General features: G+C 74.0%; 15 protein-coding genes and 1 pseudogene. 7 read left to right on the forward strand and 9 right to left on the reverse strand.

What is annotated here, in order from left to right; translation table 11 throughout:
• Positions 1–32 precede the first annotated feature (32 nt).
• A complete protein-coding gene (locus tag CNO22_RS28865; protein WP_232806828.1) occupies positions 33–767 on the forward strand; it encodes an ABC transporter substrate-binding protein in 735 nt (244 codons plus the stop codon).
• A gap of 181 nt (positions 768–948) precedes the next feature.
• Here CNO22_RS28865 and CNO22_RS05760 read toward each other — a convergent pair whose 3' ends face one another.
• From CNO22_RS05760 to CNO22_RS28165, 3 genes are all read right to left on the reverse strand, one after another.
• Positions 949–2,016 (reverse strand): glycosyltransferase, encoded by a 1,068-nt coding sequence (locus CNO22_RS05760; protein WP_100498380.1) that lies wholly within the window; start codon positions 2,014–2,016, stop codon positions 949–951.
• 6 nt (positions 2,017–2,022) lie between these two features.
• Positions 2,023–3,063 carry an iron-containing redox enzyme family protein gene (locus CNO22_RS05765; protein WP_232806822.1) on the reverse strand — a complete coding sequence of 347 codons (1,041 nt, stop codon included), beginning with the start codon at positions 3,061–3,063 and terminating at the stop codon, positions 2,023–2,025.
• A 144-nt stretch (positions 3,064–3,207) separates the two neighbouring features.
• Positions 3,208–3,630, reverse strand: a complete 423-nt coding sequence (locus CNO22_RS28165; protein ID WP_198588126.1) for a hypothetical protein — start codon at positions 3,628–3,630, stop codon at positions 3,208–3,210.
• A 498-nt stretch (positions 3,631–4,128) separates the two neighbouring features.
• Here CNO22_RS28165 and CNO22_RS05775 point away from each other — a divergent pair, with 498 nt between their 5' ends.
• Positions 4,129–4,803 carry a cyclase family protein gene (locus tag CNO22_RS05775; protein ID WP_157936820.1) on the forward strand — a complete coding sequence of 225 codons (675 nt, stop codon included), beginning with the start codon at positions 4,129–4,131 and terminating at the stop codon, positions 4,801–4,803.
• 88 nt (positions 4,804–4,891) lie between these two features.
• Here the strand turns inward: CNO22_RS05775 and CNO22_RS05780 are convergent.
• Positions 4,892–5,335: pseudogene (locus CNO22_RS05780) on the reverse strand (molybdopterin cofactor-binding domain-containing protein); the annotation flags it as partial.
• A 119-nt stretch (positions 5,336–5,454) separates the two neighbouring features.
• Between CNO22_RS05780 and CNO22_RS28870 the strand changes: the two are divergent.
• Entirely contained in the window at positions 5,455–5,766 is a 312-nt protein-coding gene (locus tag CNO22_RS28870; protein ID WP_232806824.1) for a proton-conducting transporter transmembrane domain-containing protein, read from the forward strand.
• A gap of 36 nt (positions 5,767–5,802) precedes the next feature.
• Positions 5,803–6,003, forward strand: coding sequence for a hypothetical protein (locus CNO22_RS28875; protein ID WP_232806825.1), 201 nt, complete (start codon positions 5,803–5,805; stop codon positions 6,001–6,003).
• 52 nt (positions 6,004–6,055) lie between these two features.
• Here CNO22_RS28875 and CNO22_RS05790 read toward each other — a convergent pair whose 3' ends face one another.
• From CNO22_RS05790 to CNO22_RS28880, 5 genes are read right to left on the reverse strand one after another with little or no spacing between them, the layout of a single operon-like run.
• On the reverse strand, positions 6,056–6,571 hold the full coding sequence (locus tag CNO22_RS05790) for a DUF421 domain-containing protein (protein WP_100498382.1): 516 nt from the start codon (positions 6,569–6,571) through the stop codon (positions 6,056–6,058).
• A gap of 9 nt (positions 6,572–6,580) precedes the next feature.
• Complete coding sequence (locus tag CNO22_RS05795; protein ID WP_100498383.1) at positions 6,581–7,786, reverse strand: cation:proton antiporter domain-containing protein; 1,206 nt, start codon at positions 7,784–7,786, stop codon at positions 6,581–6,583.
• 36 nt (positions 7,787–7,822) lie between these two features.
• Complete coding sequence (locus CNO22_RS05800) at positions 7,823–8,503, reverse strand: GPR1/FUN34/YaaH family transporter (RefSeq protein ID WP_100498384.1); 681 nt, start codon at positions 8,501–8,503, stop codon at positions 7,823–7,825.
• A 10-nt stretch (positions 8,504–8,513) separates the two neighbouring features.
• Positions 8,514–8,996 (reverse strand): hypothetical protein, encoded by a 483-nt coding sequence (locus CNO22_RS05805; protein WP_100498385.1) that lies wholly within the window; start codon positions 8,994–8,996, stop codon positions 8,514–8,516.
• Positions 8,993–11,467 (reverse strand): molybdopterin oxidoreductase family protein, encoded by a 2,475-nt coding sequence (locus CNO22_RS28880; RefSeq protein ID WP_100498386.1) that lies wholly within the window; start codon positions 11,465–11,467, stop codon positions 8,993–8,995. The genes CNO22_RS05805 and CNO22_RS28880 overlap by 4 nt, the downstream gene beginning before the upstream one ends.
• Positions 11,468–11,603: 136 nt before the next feature.
• Here CNO22_RS28880 and CNO22_RS05815 point away from each other — a divergent pair, with 136 nt between their 5' ends.
• The 3 genes from CNO22_RS05815 to argG all read left to right on the forward strand — a co-directional run bounded on the left by CNO22_RS05815 (position 11,604) and on the right by argG (position 14,676).
• On the forward strand, positions 11,604–12,542 hold the full coding sequence (locus CNO22_RS05815) for a helix-turn-helix domain-containing protein (protein ID WP_100498387.1): 939 nt from the start codon (positions 11,604–11,606) through the stop codon (positions 12,540–12,542).
• Complete coding sequence (locus CNO22_RS05820; RefSeq protein ID WP_100498388.1) at positions 12,539–13,069, forward strand: dihydrofolate reductase family protein; 531 nt, start codon at positions 12,539–12,541, stop codon at positions 13,067–13,069. The genes CNO22_RS05815 and CNO22_RS05820 overlap by 4 nt, the downstream gene beginning before the upstream one ends.
• Before the next feature lie 158 nt (positions 13,070–13,227).
• Positions 13,228–14,676, forward strand: a complete 1,449-nt coding sequence (gene argG / locus CNO22_RS05825; RefSeq protein ID WP_100498389.1) for an argininosuccinate synthase — start codon at positions 13,228–13,230, stop codon at positions 14,674–14,676.
• Positions 14,677–14,777: the final 101 nt, after the last annotated feature.

Genomic DNA, 14,777 nt, shown 5'->3' on the forward strand with positions numbered 1-14,777 from the left:
CGCACTACTGGGACCGCCGCCGCGGGCCACGCCTGGCCGAGGTCGAGTTCCGCAACGACCTCGACCGCGACCGGGCCCTGGACCTGGTGTGCGACACCGTCGGCGAGGTCGACGTCGTCTCCGAGGTCCCGCACGCCCCGGCCGAGCGGGTGCGCCGCTCCCGGCACGCCCGGCTGGTGACCGTCGACGCCGTCCGCGCCCTCGCCGGTGCGATCGACCGTGGCGCCCAGGGGCTGCCGCTGAACGACGTCCGGGCCCGACGGGCGCTCAACCTGGCCGTCGACCGCGACGCCCTTGTCGACCTCCTCGGCGGCCACGCCCGCCCGCTCTCCGGGCTGACGCCGCCCACCCTGCTGACGGTGCTGCACCGCGCGCCCGGACGCCTGCGCCCCTATCCGCACGACCCCGCCGAGGCCGCCCGGCTCTGGCAGGCCGCCGGCGGGGCGGACCGGCCGCTGCGGCTGACCGCGCTGGCCGCCTGGGAGGCGGTGGCGCACACCGTCGCGGCCCAGTGGCACACCGCCCTCGGCCTCGCGGTGGAGGTCACCGTCCTCCGGGGCGCGGAGGCCGAGCGGGAGGCCCGCCGGAGGCAGGCGGTGAAGGAGCCCCGAGACTGGGACGTCCTGCTGCTCGAGCAGGGCTCCCAGTCGGTCGACGTCCCGCCCCTGGAGCTGCACCGGGCCTTCGTCGGCCGGTCCGGTGAGTTCCGCGCCGGACCGGTGGACCCGGTCTTCGAACGACCGCCGACCGCGTGGAGGAGACGGTGACCGTGGGCAGTGACCCGGGACGCCGCCGTGCCGCCTGCCGAGGCCGGGCTCCGCGCGGGCCAGGCCACCTTCGTGGACCCGTCGAGCCGGGTGCTGTTCGTGACGTCGGGGCTGGTGCCGGCTCTCGAGGACGCGCTCGACGCCCGGCCGGACGGCCGCCCGGCGACCCGCAGGGACGGCCTCAGCCCCGTGGTACGGAGCCGCTGCGGGCGGGCCCTGCACCGGCCGGCGCGGCGTGCGGGGGATCCGCTCCACCGGCCTCTGGGTCGAGGGCCGGCAGAGGCACGGTCGTCCGGGCGTTCCGTCGGAGCCGGGCCGGGGAGTGCGCGGCCGTCCTCAGGCGCCCGTCGCCGTAGCGGACCCCACCCCGCAGGACCCGTGCACCCAGGGCGATCCAGGAGCACAGGCCCCGCTCGAGGACCCACACCGGGGCCCACAGGGGCGCGGTCCGCGGGAACGCGGCTCGGCCGCCGGCGCGTCGGCGGCCGATGTCGGCGGCGAGCACCACGGCCGACGCGGCGACCGCGAGCCGGCGGCCGCGTCGCCGCACCACGGCGTGGACCACGAACGGCCACGCCGCCAGGGAACCCGCCAACCGCCACGGCTGGGCGAGGTCGTCGTAGGCCTGACGCACCCGCTGGGACCAGAAGTGCGCTGCCGTCGGCGGCCGCCGGACCACGAACAGGTCGCCCGCCCGGTGCTCCCGCGCCCCGTGGGCCCGCGCGGTGCGGACCATCTCCAGGTTCTCGAACAGGACGTCGCCGCTGTACCCGCCCATGGCCAGGAAGGTGCTGCGGCGGATCCCGAACGTCCCGGGGTAGTCCGCCGCGACGGACCGGTTGAGCAGCGTCCGCCCGGTGTCCCAGCGGGCGTGCCACGGCTGCGGACGGAAGACGTTCTGCGGGCGCACCACGTCCTTCTCCTCGAGCAGCGCCAGCACGCGCTCCACGGCCGGCCGGTCGTAGCGGACGTCGTCGTCGGCGAGGACGACGCGTTCGCTGCGAGCCGCGCGCACACCGGTCACCACGCCCGCCACCTTGCCGTTGGCACCGCCCCGCGGCTCGGGCCGCAGGTGGCGGACCAGACCGGCCCAGGCCCGGCCGTGGGCCTCGAAGAGTCCGGGCGGCGAGCCGTCGACCACGGTGACCGGCAACCAGCGGCTCAGCCGTCGGAGGTAGCCGGTCAGCTCGTCGAGTTCACGGTCGTCCTGCCAGCGGAGCGGGAGCACGTACTCCCCGTCGAGTGCCACCGGTGCTCAGGCGACGCGGCCGAGGGGCAGGTCGCCCGGTCCGCGCAGGGAGCTCAGCCCCGCCGTCCAGGCGGAGAGCACGTGGTCGGCGAACAACCCCTCCATGGTCAGGGCCGTGGCGGCCCCGAGGAACAGGTCGCCGACGAGGCCCGGTTCGTCCTCGGCGAGCGCGCCGCACAGGTCGTGGGCCGCGATCTGCTCGTGCACCGCGTCGGCCTCGACGTGTTCGTCGAAGAACCACGTCGCGTCACCGTCGAACCCCAGGCGGCGCAGCCCGTCGCCGATGCGCCGGTTGGGGACCGTCGAGGTCATCTCGAAGGCCCCCAGGTGACCGACGACCGCTCCGCGCAGCCGGCGGTGCAGTCCGAAGAGGGACATCACGTTGACCGAGGCCAGGGTCAGCGCGGGCACGCGATCGAGGTGGGCGCCAGGGGTGTCGTCGAGGTCCAGGGCCCGCATCGCGCGCGCGAACAGCTCCGAGTGCATCCGCTCCGGGCGGCCTCCCCCGTACTCGTCCGACTGCACCTCGGCGAGGGCGGCCTTGGCCCGCCCCGACAGCCTCGGGATGGCCCACGTGTGGGGGTCGGCCTCCTTGAGCTCGTACACCGACCGGTGGACGAGGAACTCACGGAACTGCTCGGGGGTGGCCTCGACCTCCAGGAACGCCGAGCAGGAGGGCGAGTCGTCGGAGGCGACGAGTGCACCGAGGGCCTCGGCGACGGCCGGTGCACAGGCCTCGGGGAGCGCCGGGACCGGCACGCGCGAACGGATGGTCTCCTCGAGGACCTCCTCGAGCACCGCCCGGGCCGCGAGCAGGTCGGGCGCCCACTCCCAGGCCGGGTCCACGCCGTCGAAGCCGCGGTAGTGCGACTCGTAGAGCACGTGCAGGCCCAGGTGCAGGTCGTCGTGCACCAGGACGTCGCGTCCCGTCGTGCCGGCGGCCAGCTCGCGGGCGCACTGCTCGATCCCGGGCAGCCGCTGGGGAGGACGACGCAGGACGGACACGAGCTGCTCGGTCAGCGGACCTCGGGGCAGGGGCAGGTGCACGTCGCTCCTCCACGGCTCGACGCAGGCCGCCCGTGGGGCCGCTGCTGACCCCGTCGTCGTCACCGGCTCCCGGCCGGTACTCGGACCCGGGCGGCGCATGCGGTACCGGTCGGGGCAGGTCGGCCCGTCAAGGAGTGTCTCCGGTCAGTGGTCCATGCGGTAGACGGCGACGTATGCGGCGCTGTCATCGGTAAACGGCCTCCGCCGCCAGTCCTCCCACCGGGTCTCGAGGTGCATGCCGGCCAGCCGCGCCATGAGGTCGAGCTCCGCCGGCCAGACGTACCGGTGGTTCATCGGCAGCAGCTGCACCCCGTCCCGGGAGAAGGCCAGCCGCGTGGTGCTCATGCGCTGCTCGGCCGGGTGGAGTTCGGCGACGTCGACGACGACCTGGCTCTCCCCCACCTCGTGCGCCGCTACCGAGCACCCGCGCCGGAAGGCGGCGAGGTCGGGCACCCAGTTCTCGACGACGAAGGCACCGCCCGGCTCGAGGTGCGCTGCGGCGGTGCGGAAGGTCTCCACCTGCGCCTGCTGCGAGGGCAGGGCGTTGATCGTGTTGAAGGCCAGCACGACGAGGTCGTAACGCCGTCCCCATGGCCGTCGTGGCGAAGTCGCCCACCTCCACGCGCAGCCGTTCCCCGCCGGGTTTGCGGCGCAGCTGCGCCACCATGTCCGGGGACCCGTCGATCCCCTCGCCAGCAGTCCCGTGGCGGCGAGCGGGAGGGCGATCCGTCCGGTACCGATCCCCAGCTCCAGGACGGCTCCACCGCCGGCGAGATCTGCCAGGCACCGTACGGCGTCTTCCGGGGAGAGCTCCGCGTAGAGCTCGTCGTAGACGGAGGCGAAGTGCCCCCCGTACTCGGCGGGGTCGAAGTCGCGGGCCATACCGGCCTCTACCCCGTGGACGGCCGACGTGATGCGCCCCGCGAGCCCGGCCCGTCGACCCACCGCGGAGCACACCACGCCGTACCGGCCCAGCCGTCGACCGGCGTCCCCGGAGTAGTGCCGTCCTCCGGTTCGTCGCCGGCACCGGGTCTCGCGACCCATCCGGGCGGGTATCCCGCTGGCGTGACCCGCTACGTCGACGTCACCGTGCCCCTCGTCCCCGGCCTGGTGCCGCTGTACCCCGGGGACACCGACCTGGAGGTCCGGCGGCGGCAGCACCGGGCGCACGGCGATCCCTCGAACGTCTCGTCCCTGACCTGCTCGCTGCACTGCGGGACCCACGTCGACGCGCCCGTGCACTTCTTCGACGGGCAGCCCGGCGTCGACACCGTCCCGATCGAGACGCTGATCGGACCGGTGTGGGTGGCCGACGCCACCGCGCTCGACGGCGACGTCGACCGCGCGGCGCTCGACCGCGTCGACATCCCGGAGGAGGCGACGCGGGTGCTGTTCAAGACGTCGAACTCGGCACTGTGGAACGCGCCGACGTTCGTCGAGGAGTTCGTCGCCGTCGCCCCGGACGCCGCAACCGAACTGGCCCGGCGGGGCATCCGGCTCGTCGGCATCGACTACCTGTCCATCGCCACCTACCAGGACCCGGCCCCCACCCACGAGGCGCTCCTCTGCGCCGGGGTGACCATCGTCGAGACGCTCGACCTCCGGGCCGTCGACCCCGGCTGGTGGACCCTCACCTGCCTCCCGCTGCGCATCCCCGGCGCCGACGGGGCCCCGGCGCGGGCCGTCCTGAGCCGGCCCCCATCGCCCGGTCACGACGGTGGCGGTGGCCTCGCCGGGTAGTGCGGTCGTCCCCGTCAGGGCACGGGTCAGGCCCACCGCTGCCGGCCGCCGGCCCACCATCGACGAGCCGGCCCGGCCGTGCTCACGGTCAGGGCAGGCCGGGCAGCAGCTTGTCGAGGGTGACCGGCAGGTGCCGCACCCGGACGCCGGTGGCCCGGTGGACGGCATTGATGACGGCCGCGGCGGTGCCGACGATGCCGATCTCCCCGATGCCCTTGGTGCCCATCGCGTTGACGTACGGGTCGTGCTCGTCGATCCAGTGCGCCTGCACGTCGCCGACGTCGGCGTTGACGGTGACATGGGACTCGGCGAGGTCGTGGTTGGCGACCTGGCCGACGCTCGGGGGGCAGACGCTGTTCTCGTGCAGGGCCATCGACAGGCCCATGGTCATCCCGCCGATGAACTGCGACCGGGCCGTGCGGGGGTTGATGACCCGGCCGGCGGCGAAGACGCCGTACAGCCGCGGCACGCGCAGCTCGCCGGTGTCGGCGTGCACCCGGACCTCGACGAACTGCGCGCCGAAGGCGTACGGCGAGTGGTCCTCGTACTGCGCGGCCCGGTCGACGCCGTTCTCCGCCTCGTCGCCGTCCCCGGGGTCGCGGCCGAACTTCTCCCGGAAGGGGCAACCTCGCCGCCTTCGGCCAGACCGACGTGCGCCGCCTGCTGGGCTGGTCGACGGTCCGCCAGGTCGGCTACCTGCTCATGCCGGTCGCGGTCGCCGACCGCAGCGGGGAGGCGCTGTTCGCGCTGCTGGTCTATCTCGGCGGCTACGCCGTCACCAACCTCGCCGCCTTCGCCGTCGTGGGCGCCGTGCCGGACCGGCGTTCGGTGGACGACTACGAGGGGCTGGCCGCCCGGTCGCCCTGGCTGGGCGCGGCCCTCGTGGTCAGCCTGCTCAGCCTCGTCGGCACCCCACCGACCGCGGTCTTCCTCGGCAAGCTGAGCGTCTTCACCGCCGCCTAGGACGGCGGCCTGGCCTGGCTGGTCGTCGTGGCCCCGGTGAACACCGTCGCCAGCCTCTTCTACTACCTGCGCTGGATCGCCCCGGCCTTCCGGCGGCCGGCGGACGACAAGCCAAAGCCGGGGCGACCGCGCCCGTTCGCCGCCGCGGCCGCCGTCCTGGCGGCCGGCTGCGTGCTCGCGCTCGGGGTGGGCCTCGGCGCGGTGGCGCCCCTGGTCGAGGGGACGCTCGCCCGTTGACCTCCCGCCGGGGGGGACCGGCACCTCGGACCGGGCCCGGAGGATCGGGGGATCAGCCCTCCGCCTCCCGGACCCCTTCGAGCGCCGAGCGGTCCCCGGCCTTCTCCGCCGGGACGACGCTGAGCGACCCGTCGGTCTCCAGCACCACCGCGGCGACCGCCGACAGGTCGCCGGAACCAGTGGCGCGCACGGCCTGCCGGACCTCGTCGATCGTCACCCGCTGCTCGCGGAGGGCCGCCGGGAGTGCTGCGCCGTCCCGGAACAGCAGGGTCGGTCGCGCCGTGGTCACGGTCCGCAGGGTCGGTCTGCGGACGGTGACCCAGGCGACGACGAACTGCAGCAGGGCCAGCAGCGCCAGGGCGAGCGCGCCCTCGCTCCAGGACACGTCGCTGCTCAGCAGGATCGTCGCCAGGGTCGAGCCGAAGGCCACCGTGACCACGAGGTCGAACGCGTTGAGCTTGGCCAGCGTGCGCTTCCCGGAGGAGCGCAGCACGAGGACCAGCGTCAGGTAGGCGCTCGCCCCCACCGCGAGGATGCGGCCGAGGTCGGCCCACGAGTCGAACCACATGCCGTGCCCCTACCCCCGCGCAGCCCTGCGGTACAGCACCCGGCCTGGGGAGCCGCTGACGCCGTGCACCACGGTGCTGGCGGCCACCACGAGGCTGCCAGCGGCGAGGACCACCGGGTCGACGTGCATCCGCTCGTGCTCCAGCGTGAGGTAGAACAGCGCCGACACCCCGATCGGCCCGAACCAGCCCAGGAAGGCCGCGTCGGGCCGGCCCAGCCGCAGCGGGCGGCGCAGCAGCCACACCACCGGGAGCCGGCGGAGCAGCAGCACGGCCACCACCAGCAGCCCGCCCGCCCAGCCGAGTCCGGCCCACGCCGACCACGGCAGCACGACCCCCAGCGCCAGGAACAGCGGCAGGACCGCGAACCGGTTGACCGCCTCGTCGATCGGGGCGTCGTCGGTGCGATCCGCGCCCGTGCTCACCCGGCTGAAGACCAGGCCGCAGACGAAGACCGCGAGGATGCCGTCGACGTGCAGCAGGCCGCCGACACCCAGCACCGTCAGGGCGAGCACTGCGGTGAACAGCAGTCGCGGCGCGGGATCGGTCGACCCGTGGGCCTCCCCTGCCCGCAGCGCGCGGGCCCCGAGCCAGCCGGTGAGGACACCCACCAGCACGGCCCCGGCGACCTGCCAGAGCGACTCGAGCAGCGCACCGGCGAGCGGCCGCGCGCCGGCGACCGCCAGGGCGACGAGCACCAGCGGCAGGGCCAGCCCGTCGTTGGCGCCGGACTCCAGGGACAGCACTTGCCGGTCGCGCTCGGGCAGGTCCTCCTCCGCCGGGTCCCCGGTCACCACGCTGGAGGCGAGCACCGGGTCCGTCGGGCACAGCGCCGCACCGATGAGCGCGGCCGTGCCGAGCCCCACCCCGAGGACGGCCGCGGCCAGCCCCGCGGTGACCAGGGCCATGACCGGCATGACGACCGCCAGCAGGAGCAGGACCGGACGCAGCCGCGCCCGCGCGTCCCCGAACGGGTAGCGCAGGGCGACGGCCATGACCGAGATGGCCAGCAGGACCCGCGTGGCCGTGTGCAGCCAGGCGCTCTCCTCGGTCAGCGGCGGCAGGGTGAGGACGCCGAGCAGCTCCGGGCCGAGCAGGATCCCCAGCCCGAGGGCGAGCACCGGCTCGGACACCGGCAGCCGACGCAGCCGGCCGGACAGCGCCGCCACGACGAGGGCGAGGACGCCGGCCCCGAGCAGGAGCACGTCGATCAGCACCAGCGGCCTCCTCTCGAGCGCCGTCCTACGGAGACATCAGAGCTGCGGTCGGACGCCCGCCTCCTCGATCAGGCCGTGGGGGTCCAGCGGTCCCTCCCCGGACATCGCCGCCCGGCCGGCACCCCGGCGACCGACCGGGAGGACGGTGCGCTCGTTGGTCCCCTCGAGCTCCAGGGCCAGGGCGGCGTACAGCGCCAGGAGGGCCAGCGCGATGCCGACCCAGCCGGCCGCCGTCTTCCAGGCCGCCGAGCCGGTCAGCTCGTGAGCCCCCGTGACGGCGAATCGTGTCGCCGCCGTGGCCATGACCGCAGCGGGCACCACCTTGCTCGGGAGCGCCGCAGCCGCGGGGACGAGCATGGCGACCCCGCCCACGAGCAACAGCACACCGAGTCCCGCGCTGACCGCCCCGGGCCGAGAGGTCAGGGTCGTCAGGCCGGCCACGCCCCAGGTCCCTGCGAGCACCCCCATCCCGGTGGCCGCGACCGGGTCGCGGCACAGGAACCCGAAGACGGAGGCGAGCAGCTGCAGTGGCACCGTCGCGGCCAGCGCGGTCAGGCCGGCGATGCGCCCCTGGTCGGCCGGGATCCACCCGAGTTGGACAGCGCTGAACACCGTGGTCGCCAGCGCGAGGGCGAGGAAGCCCAGCGGCAGCGGAGCGGCCAGCGGCCGCAGGACCACCCGGGTGGCAGGCGGCCCCGCGGGGGCGGCGTCGCTCATCGGTCGCGCATCAGCTGGCGACCACCTGCGGTGCGGCGACCTTGAGGTGCGCGTTGGCCCACCGGGCCTGGCGCAGCGACTCCGGGTGGCACCGCCGGGCCAGCTCCAGCAGCTCGGCCTCCTTGGCGCCCTGCGCGGACTGGGCCAGGATCTCCCAGTCCAGGGACGTGCCCGCGGTCTCGCGGTACAGGTGGCGCAGGTCGGCGAGCAGCAGCAGGCCCGGCGTGGACCGTCGTCCCATCAGCTCGGAGGCCCGCTGCCGCACGCTGGCCAGCAGGCCGGGGTCCTCCGACGCCTCCGGGTCGAGGTCGAGCCCGAAGTCCCGCCCGATCCGCGCCAGCTCGACCACGTGCTCGCGGGACCACTTCGCCATGTCCCGCGTGACGTAGAAGACCTCGTGGTCGGCCTTGTGCCGGTCCGACATCGACATCAGCACGGTGACCAGGTGGTTCTCCGAGCGGTGCAGCTCCTCGATCGCCAGGTCCAGCTTCACGCCTGACCTCCCACGGTCGTGCCGCCTGCCACGAGCTCCTCGGCGCGGGCGCTGTCGCCGCCCACGGTGGGCGGGACCGCACCGGTCACCGGGGCCGACCCCGTGGTGGTCGGTGCCGGGGCAGGCGTACCTCCCCGGGAGACCCGCTCGACCCGCGCGGCCGCCGTCTTGAAGATGGGCTGCTTGGACACCGGGTCCCAGTCGGTCAGCGTCAGCTCGTTCGCCGCCCGGCCCTCGCCCTTCTTCTTCGGTTGCGAGCCGTCCTTGGTGTCCCAGTAGCCGTAGTGGAACGGGAGGAACAGCACACCCGGTCGGATGCCGCTGACCCGCAGCCGGGCCCGCACCCGGCCGCGGGGCGTCGCGACCTCCAGCAGGTCGCCCTCGGCGAAACCCCGGTCGGCGGCGTCGCTCGCCGACATCTCCACCCAGACCTCCGGCGCGGCCGCGTTCAGCTGCGGCGCCCGGCCGGTCTTGGTGCGCGTGTGGAAGTGGTAGAGCGTCCGGCCGGTGATGAGCTGGAACGGGAAGTCCTGGCTGGGCAGCTCGTGCGGGGCGACGTACTCGGCCGCCTTGAGCACCGCCCTCCCGGTCGGGTTGAGTGCCTTGTACTCGGTCTCCTCCACCGGGGCCCCGGTGACCATGTCGCGGCCGTAGCTCTCGCAGTAGTCCGGCTGCGCCCAGAACCTCCCGTCGACGTAGATCCGCTCGGTGCCGTCGGGGTGCTCGTCGTTGCACGGCCACTGGATGCCGCTGCTGCCGCGGAGCTTGTCGTAGCTCATGCCGCTGTAGTCGCAGGGGCGGCCGCGGCTGCACTCCTTCCACCCCTCGAAGGCGCCCTCCGCGTCGGTCCACTTGACCAGCGGCTGCCCGTCCTTGTCCTCGAGGCCGAGGCGGTGGGCGAAGTCGATGAGGATGTCCAGATCGGCCCTGGCCTCCCCCGGGGGCTCGACCGCCTTCTCCGACAGGTGGACCGTGCGGTCGACGTTGGTGAAGGTGCCCGTCTTCTCGCCCCACGTCGCGGCCGGCAGGACGACGTCGGCCAGCTGCGCGGTCTCGGACAGGAAGATGTCCTGGACGACCAGGAACAGCCGGTCCTGGCTGAGCAGCTCGCGGATGCGTCGCAGCTCCGGCAGCGAGACCGCGGGGTTGGTCGCCGTCACGTAGAGGAACCGGATCGATCCCTCCTCGATGTAGCGCAACTGCTGCATGATGTGGGTCGGCGGCGAGTAGTGCGGGATCTGCATCGGGTCGACGTTCCAGATCCGGGCCAGGTCGGTGATGTGGGCGTCGTTGGACCAGTTGCGGAAGGCCGGCAGATCCCCGTCGGCACCGCACTCCCGGGTGTTCTGCGCCGTGGGCTGGCCGTTCATCTGCAGGATGCCGCAGCCGGGCTTGCCGAGCATGCCCCGGATGACGTTGATGTTGTTGACGCTGACGGCGGCCGCGCTGGCCTGGTGGGACTGGTAGAAGCCCTGCAGGACCGTGGACAGCAGCCGTTCGGCGTGCCCGAGGATGCGGGCGGCCTCGCGGATCCGGTCCGCGGGGACGTCGCAGACCTCGGCGGCGACCTCCGGGGTGTAGGCCTTCATCTGCTTCTCGAGCTCGTCGAAGCCGACGGTGTGCGCCGCGATGTACTCGCGGTCGATCCAGCCGTTGGTGATGATCTCGTGCAGCAGCGCGTTCATCAGCATCACGTTGGTGCCGGGGCGCGGGGCGAGGTGCACCGTGGCCGCCCTGGCGACCGGGGTCTCGCGCGGGTCGACGCAGATGACCTTCGGCGGGTTGGGGCCGGCCAGCCGGTCGAGGACGCGCGTCCAGAGCACCGTCTGGGTCTCGGCCATGTTGTGCCCGTAGAGGGCGATGACGTCGGCATGGTCGACGTCGGTGTAGGAGCCGGGCTGACCGTCGCAGGCGAAGGTCTCCTTGAGCGCCGCGGCGGCGGTCGCGGTGCACAGCCGGGTGTTGCCGTCGACGTGGTTGGTGCCGATGCCGCCGTGGGCGATGAGCCCGAGGGTGTAGTACTCCTCGAGGAAGAGTTGGCCGGTGGTGTAGAAGCTGATGGCGCTGGGACCCTGCTCCTCGAGCAGTTCCCTGCACCGCCCGGCGACCGCGTCCATCGCGGTGTCCCAGTCGGTCTCGACGAGCTTCCCCTTGCGCCGGATCAGCGGCTTCGTGAGCCGGTCGGGCGAGTTGTTGGCCTGCCAGCCGAAGAGGTCCTTGGGGCCGAGGCGGCCGTGGTTGACGCGGTCGACGGCCCGGCCGCGGACGCCGACGATGCGGTCGTCCTTGACGGCGATGTCCAGGCCGTCGCCGTTGCTGTGCAGGATCGTGGCCGACTGCACCCAGCGGTCGACGTCGACTTCGGTCAGGCCGTCGGCGAGGTACTGGTCGACGCGCGTCGGCCAGGTCTCCCCCGGGCCGTACGGCGTCCGGGTCCCCCACGGCTCGGCGATGCGGTCAGTTCGCGGCATGGCCGCCGCCGTACCCGCAGCCCGAGGCCCCCCGAACGTCGGTCAGATGACGAAACCGTGACATCGGGCCGGCGGTGGGCCAGGAGGGCAAGAACGGTCGGGCGCCGCGCCGCTCGCTCCGGCCAGACTCCCCGACGTGGCCGACGACGACCCCCTCCCCGGGCGGGACCGCCTCCGCGAGCTGCTCGACGCCGTCCTCGACGAGGACAACCGCACGCTGCCCGACATGGCCGGCGACGCCTTCGCCAGTCCGTGGTACTTCGCCCGGCAGGTCAGCCGGGGCGCCGGCGAGCCGCCGGTGGCCCTGCGCCGCCGGGTGCTGCTGGAGCGGGCGGCGTGGCAGCTGCACTCGGGGTCCAGCGTCACCGAGGCCGCCTTCGCGGCCGGGTACGAGTCGGTCGAGGGCTTCGCCCGCGCCTTCGCCCGCGCCTACGGCCGCTCGCCCGGCACGCTGGACGACGGCCGACCGCGCACCCGCGACGAGCACTGGCTGCCCGCGCCCAACGGCATCCACTTCCACCCGCCGACCTCGTTGTGGGTCGCCGACGAGGGCCGGCGCGGCGCTCCCGACGAGGTGACCGCGCTGCTGGTGCACCACGACGTCGAGGACACCCGCGCCCTGCTCGAGGTCGCGAAGGCACTCCCGGACGGGGAATACCGCCGCGCCCGGCTGCCCGGGCTCTCGGTGCTCCCCTGGGCCGGCGCGGAGGAGTCGGTGGCCGCAGTCCTGGACACCCTGGTGTGGACCAAGGAGGTGTGGCTGGCCTCGATCGAGGGCGCCGGGCACCCCGCCCGCGGCGCCGACGACCCGGCCGCCCTGCTGGCCCGGCACGACGCCGTGGCGCCCCGCTGGCTGGCCGCCGTCCGGGACGTCGCCCGCCGCGGCGCCTGGGGCGACCGGCTGGTCGACGCGCTGTGCGAGCCGCCGGAGACCTTCGTCCTGGGCAGCGTCGTCGCCCACGTCCTCACCTTCTCCGCGCACCGGCGGCTGCTGGTGCGTCACCTGCTCCGGGACGCCGGCCTGGCCGTGGACACCGGGGACCCGATCGAGTGGCTGGCCAGGAGGGACCGATGACCCGCACCGTCTACTACACCGCGACCAGCCTCGACGGCTTCATCGCCGACGAGCGGCACTCGCTGGACTGGCTGCTCTCCCGGCACTCCGACGAGCACGGCCCGATGGGGTACGCGGAGTTCGAGAAGCGGGTCGGCGCGCTCGCCATGGGCGCCACGACCTACGAGTGGGTGCAGGAGCACGACCCGGGCGCGTGGGCCTACACCGTGCCCGCGTGGGTGTTCACGCACCGGCGGCTGGCCGCGTACCGGGACGCGGACATCCGGTTCACCGCGGCCGACGTCGCGGACGTGCACGCGCAGATGGTGGCGGCCGCCGGGGACCGCGACGTGTGGATCGTCGGCGGCGGCGACCTCGCCGGCCAGTTCGCCGACCGGGGCCTGCTCGACGAGGTGGTCGTGTCCATCGCCCCGGTCACCCTCGGCGGCGGAGCGCCGCTGCTGCCGCGCCGGCTGGAGCTGGCCCGCACCGAGGAGGCGGTCAACGGCCAGTTCGTCTGCGTCCGCTACGACGTCGTCCGGACGTGAGGGCAGCGGTCCCAGCGGTCGAGTGGGCAGTTGCAGTTCGCGACACGCGCCGACACGCCGTTCCCGGCGACCGCGACTGCTCACTCGGCACCGGGCCGCCCGCGCAGCCTCCGGACCCACCGACGCATGGCCATGCACAGTCGTGCATACTTCTTCGTGTGTCCAAGGTGCTCACCTCCCTGCCCGTCGGCGAACGCGTCGGAATCGCCTTCTCCGGTGGTCTCGACACCTCCGTGGCGGTCGCGTGGATGCGCGACAAGGGCGCGGTGCCCTGCACCTACACCGCCGACATCGGCCAGTACGACGAGCCCGACATCAGCTCGGTCCCCGGGCGCGCGACGGCCTACGGCGCGGAGATCGCCCGGCTCGTCGACGCCCGCGCGGCGCTGGTGGAAGAGGGCCTGGCGGCCCTGACCTGCGGGGCGTTCCACATCCGCTCGGGCGGCCGCAGCTACTTCAACACCACCCCGCTGGGCCGCGCGGTCACCGGCACCCTGCTGGTGCGCGCCATGCTCGAGGACGACGTCCAGATCTGGGGCGACGGCTCGACGTTCAAGGGCAACGACATCGAGCGCTTCTACCGGTACGGCCTGCTGGCCAACCCCTCGCTGCGGATCTACAAGCCGTGGCTGGACGCCGACTTCGTCACCGAGCTCGGCGGCCGCAAGGAGATGTCCGAGTGGCTGCAGGCCCACGGCCTGCCCTACCGGGACAGCACCGAGAAGGCCTACTCCACCGACGCCAACATCTGGGGCGCCACGCACGAGGCCAAGGCGCTCGAGCACCTCGACACCGGCGTGGAGATCGTCCAGCCGATCATGGGCGTGCGGTTCTGGGACCCGGCGGTCGAGATCGAGCCCGAGGACGTGACCATCGGCTTCGAGCAGGGCCGGCCGGTCACGATCAACGGCAAGACCTTCGACTCCGCCGTCGACCTGGTGCTGGCGGCCAACGCCATCGGCGGCCGGCACGGGTTGGGCATGTCCGACCAGATCGAGAACCGGGTCATCGAGGCCAAGAGCCGGGGTATCTACGAGGCGCCGGGCATGGCGCTGCTGCACGCGGCCTACGAGCGGCTGGTCAACGCCATCCACAACGAGGACACCCTCGCGACCTACCACAGCGAGGGCCGCCGGCTGGGCCGGCTGATGTACGAGGGCCGCTGGCTGGACCCGCAGGCGCTGATGCTGCGGGAGGCGCTGCAGCGCTGGGTCGGGACGGCGGTCACCGGCGAGGTCACGCTGCGACTGCGGCGCGGCGAGGACTACTCGATCCTCGACACCACCGGCCCGGCGTTCAGCTACCACCCCGACAAGCTCTCGATGGAGCGCACCGCGGACTCCGCCTTCGGCCCGTCGGACCGGATCGGCCAGCTCACCATGCGCAACCTCGACATCGCCGACTCCCGCGCCAAGCTGGAGCAGTACGCGGCCCTCGGCATGGTCGGCACCGGTCATCCGCAGCTGATCGGCGCCGCGCAGGCGGCCTCCACCGGCCTGATCGGCGCCATGGACCGGGGCGGGGCCGAGGCGATCGCCTCCCGCGGGGCGGTCCCGGAGGACGAGGAGCTGCTCGACCGCGCCGCGATGGAGTCCGGCACGGACTGAGGACCCCGTCCTCCCCACCGCTCGTCGAAGGACCCCCTGCTCCCCGCCACTCGCGGGCTCGCGGCGGGACCCTGCAGCGGGCCGGCGGGGCCCGGGACGGG

Source organism: Geodermatophilus chilensis (genome assembly GCF_002802985.1).
Classification (GTDB): domain Bacteria; phylum Actinomycetota; class Actinomycetes; order Mycobacteriales; family Geodermatophilaceae; genus Geodermatophilus; species Geodermatophilus chilensis.

What these genes read in the sequence shown, in the direction of transcription:
- CNO22_RS05790 (WP_100498382.1), bottom strand. Translation starts at nt 6,571, where the DNA reads ATGTGGTTCGACTCGTGGGCCGACCTCGGCCGCATCCTCGCGGTGGGG.
- CNO22_RS05800 (WP_100498384.1), bottom strand. Translation starts at nt 8,503, where the DNA reads ATGAGCGACGCCGCCCCCGCGGGGCCGCCTGCCACCCGGGTGGTCCTG.
- CNO22_RS28880 (WP_100498386.1), bottom strand. Translation starts at nt 11,467, where the DNA reads ATGCCGCGAACTGACCGCATCGCCGAGCCGTGGGGGACCCGGACGCCG.
- CNO22_RS05820 (WP_100498388.1), top strand. Translation starts at nt 12,539, where the DNA reads ATGACCCGCACCGTCTACTACACCGCGACCAGCCTCGACGGCTTCATC.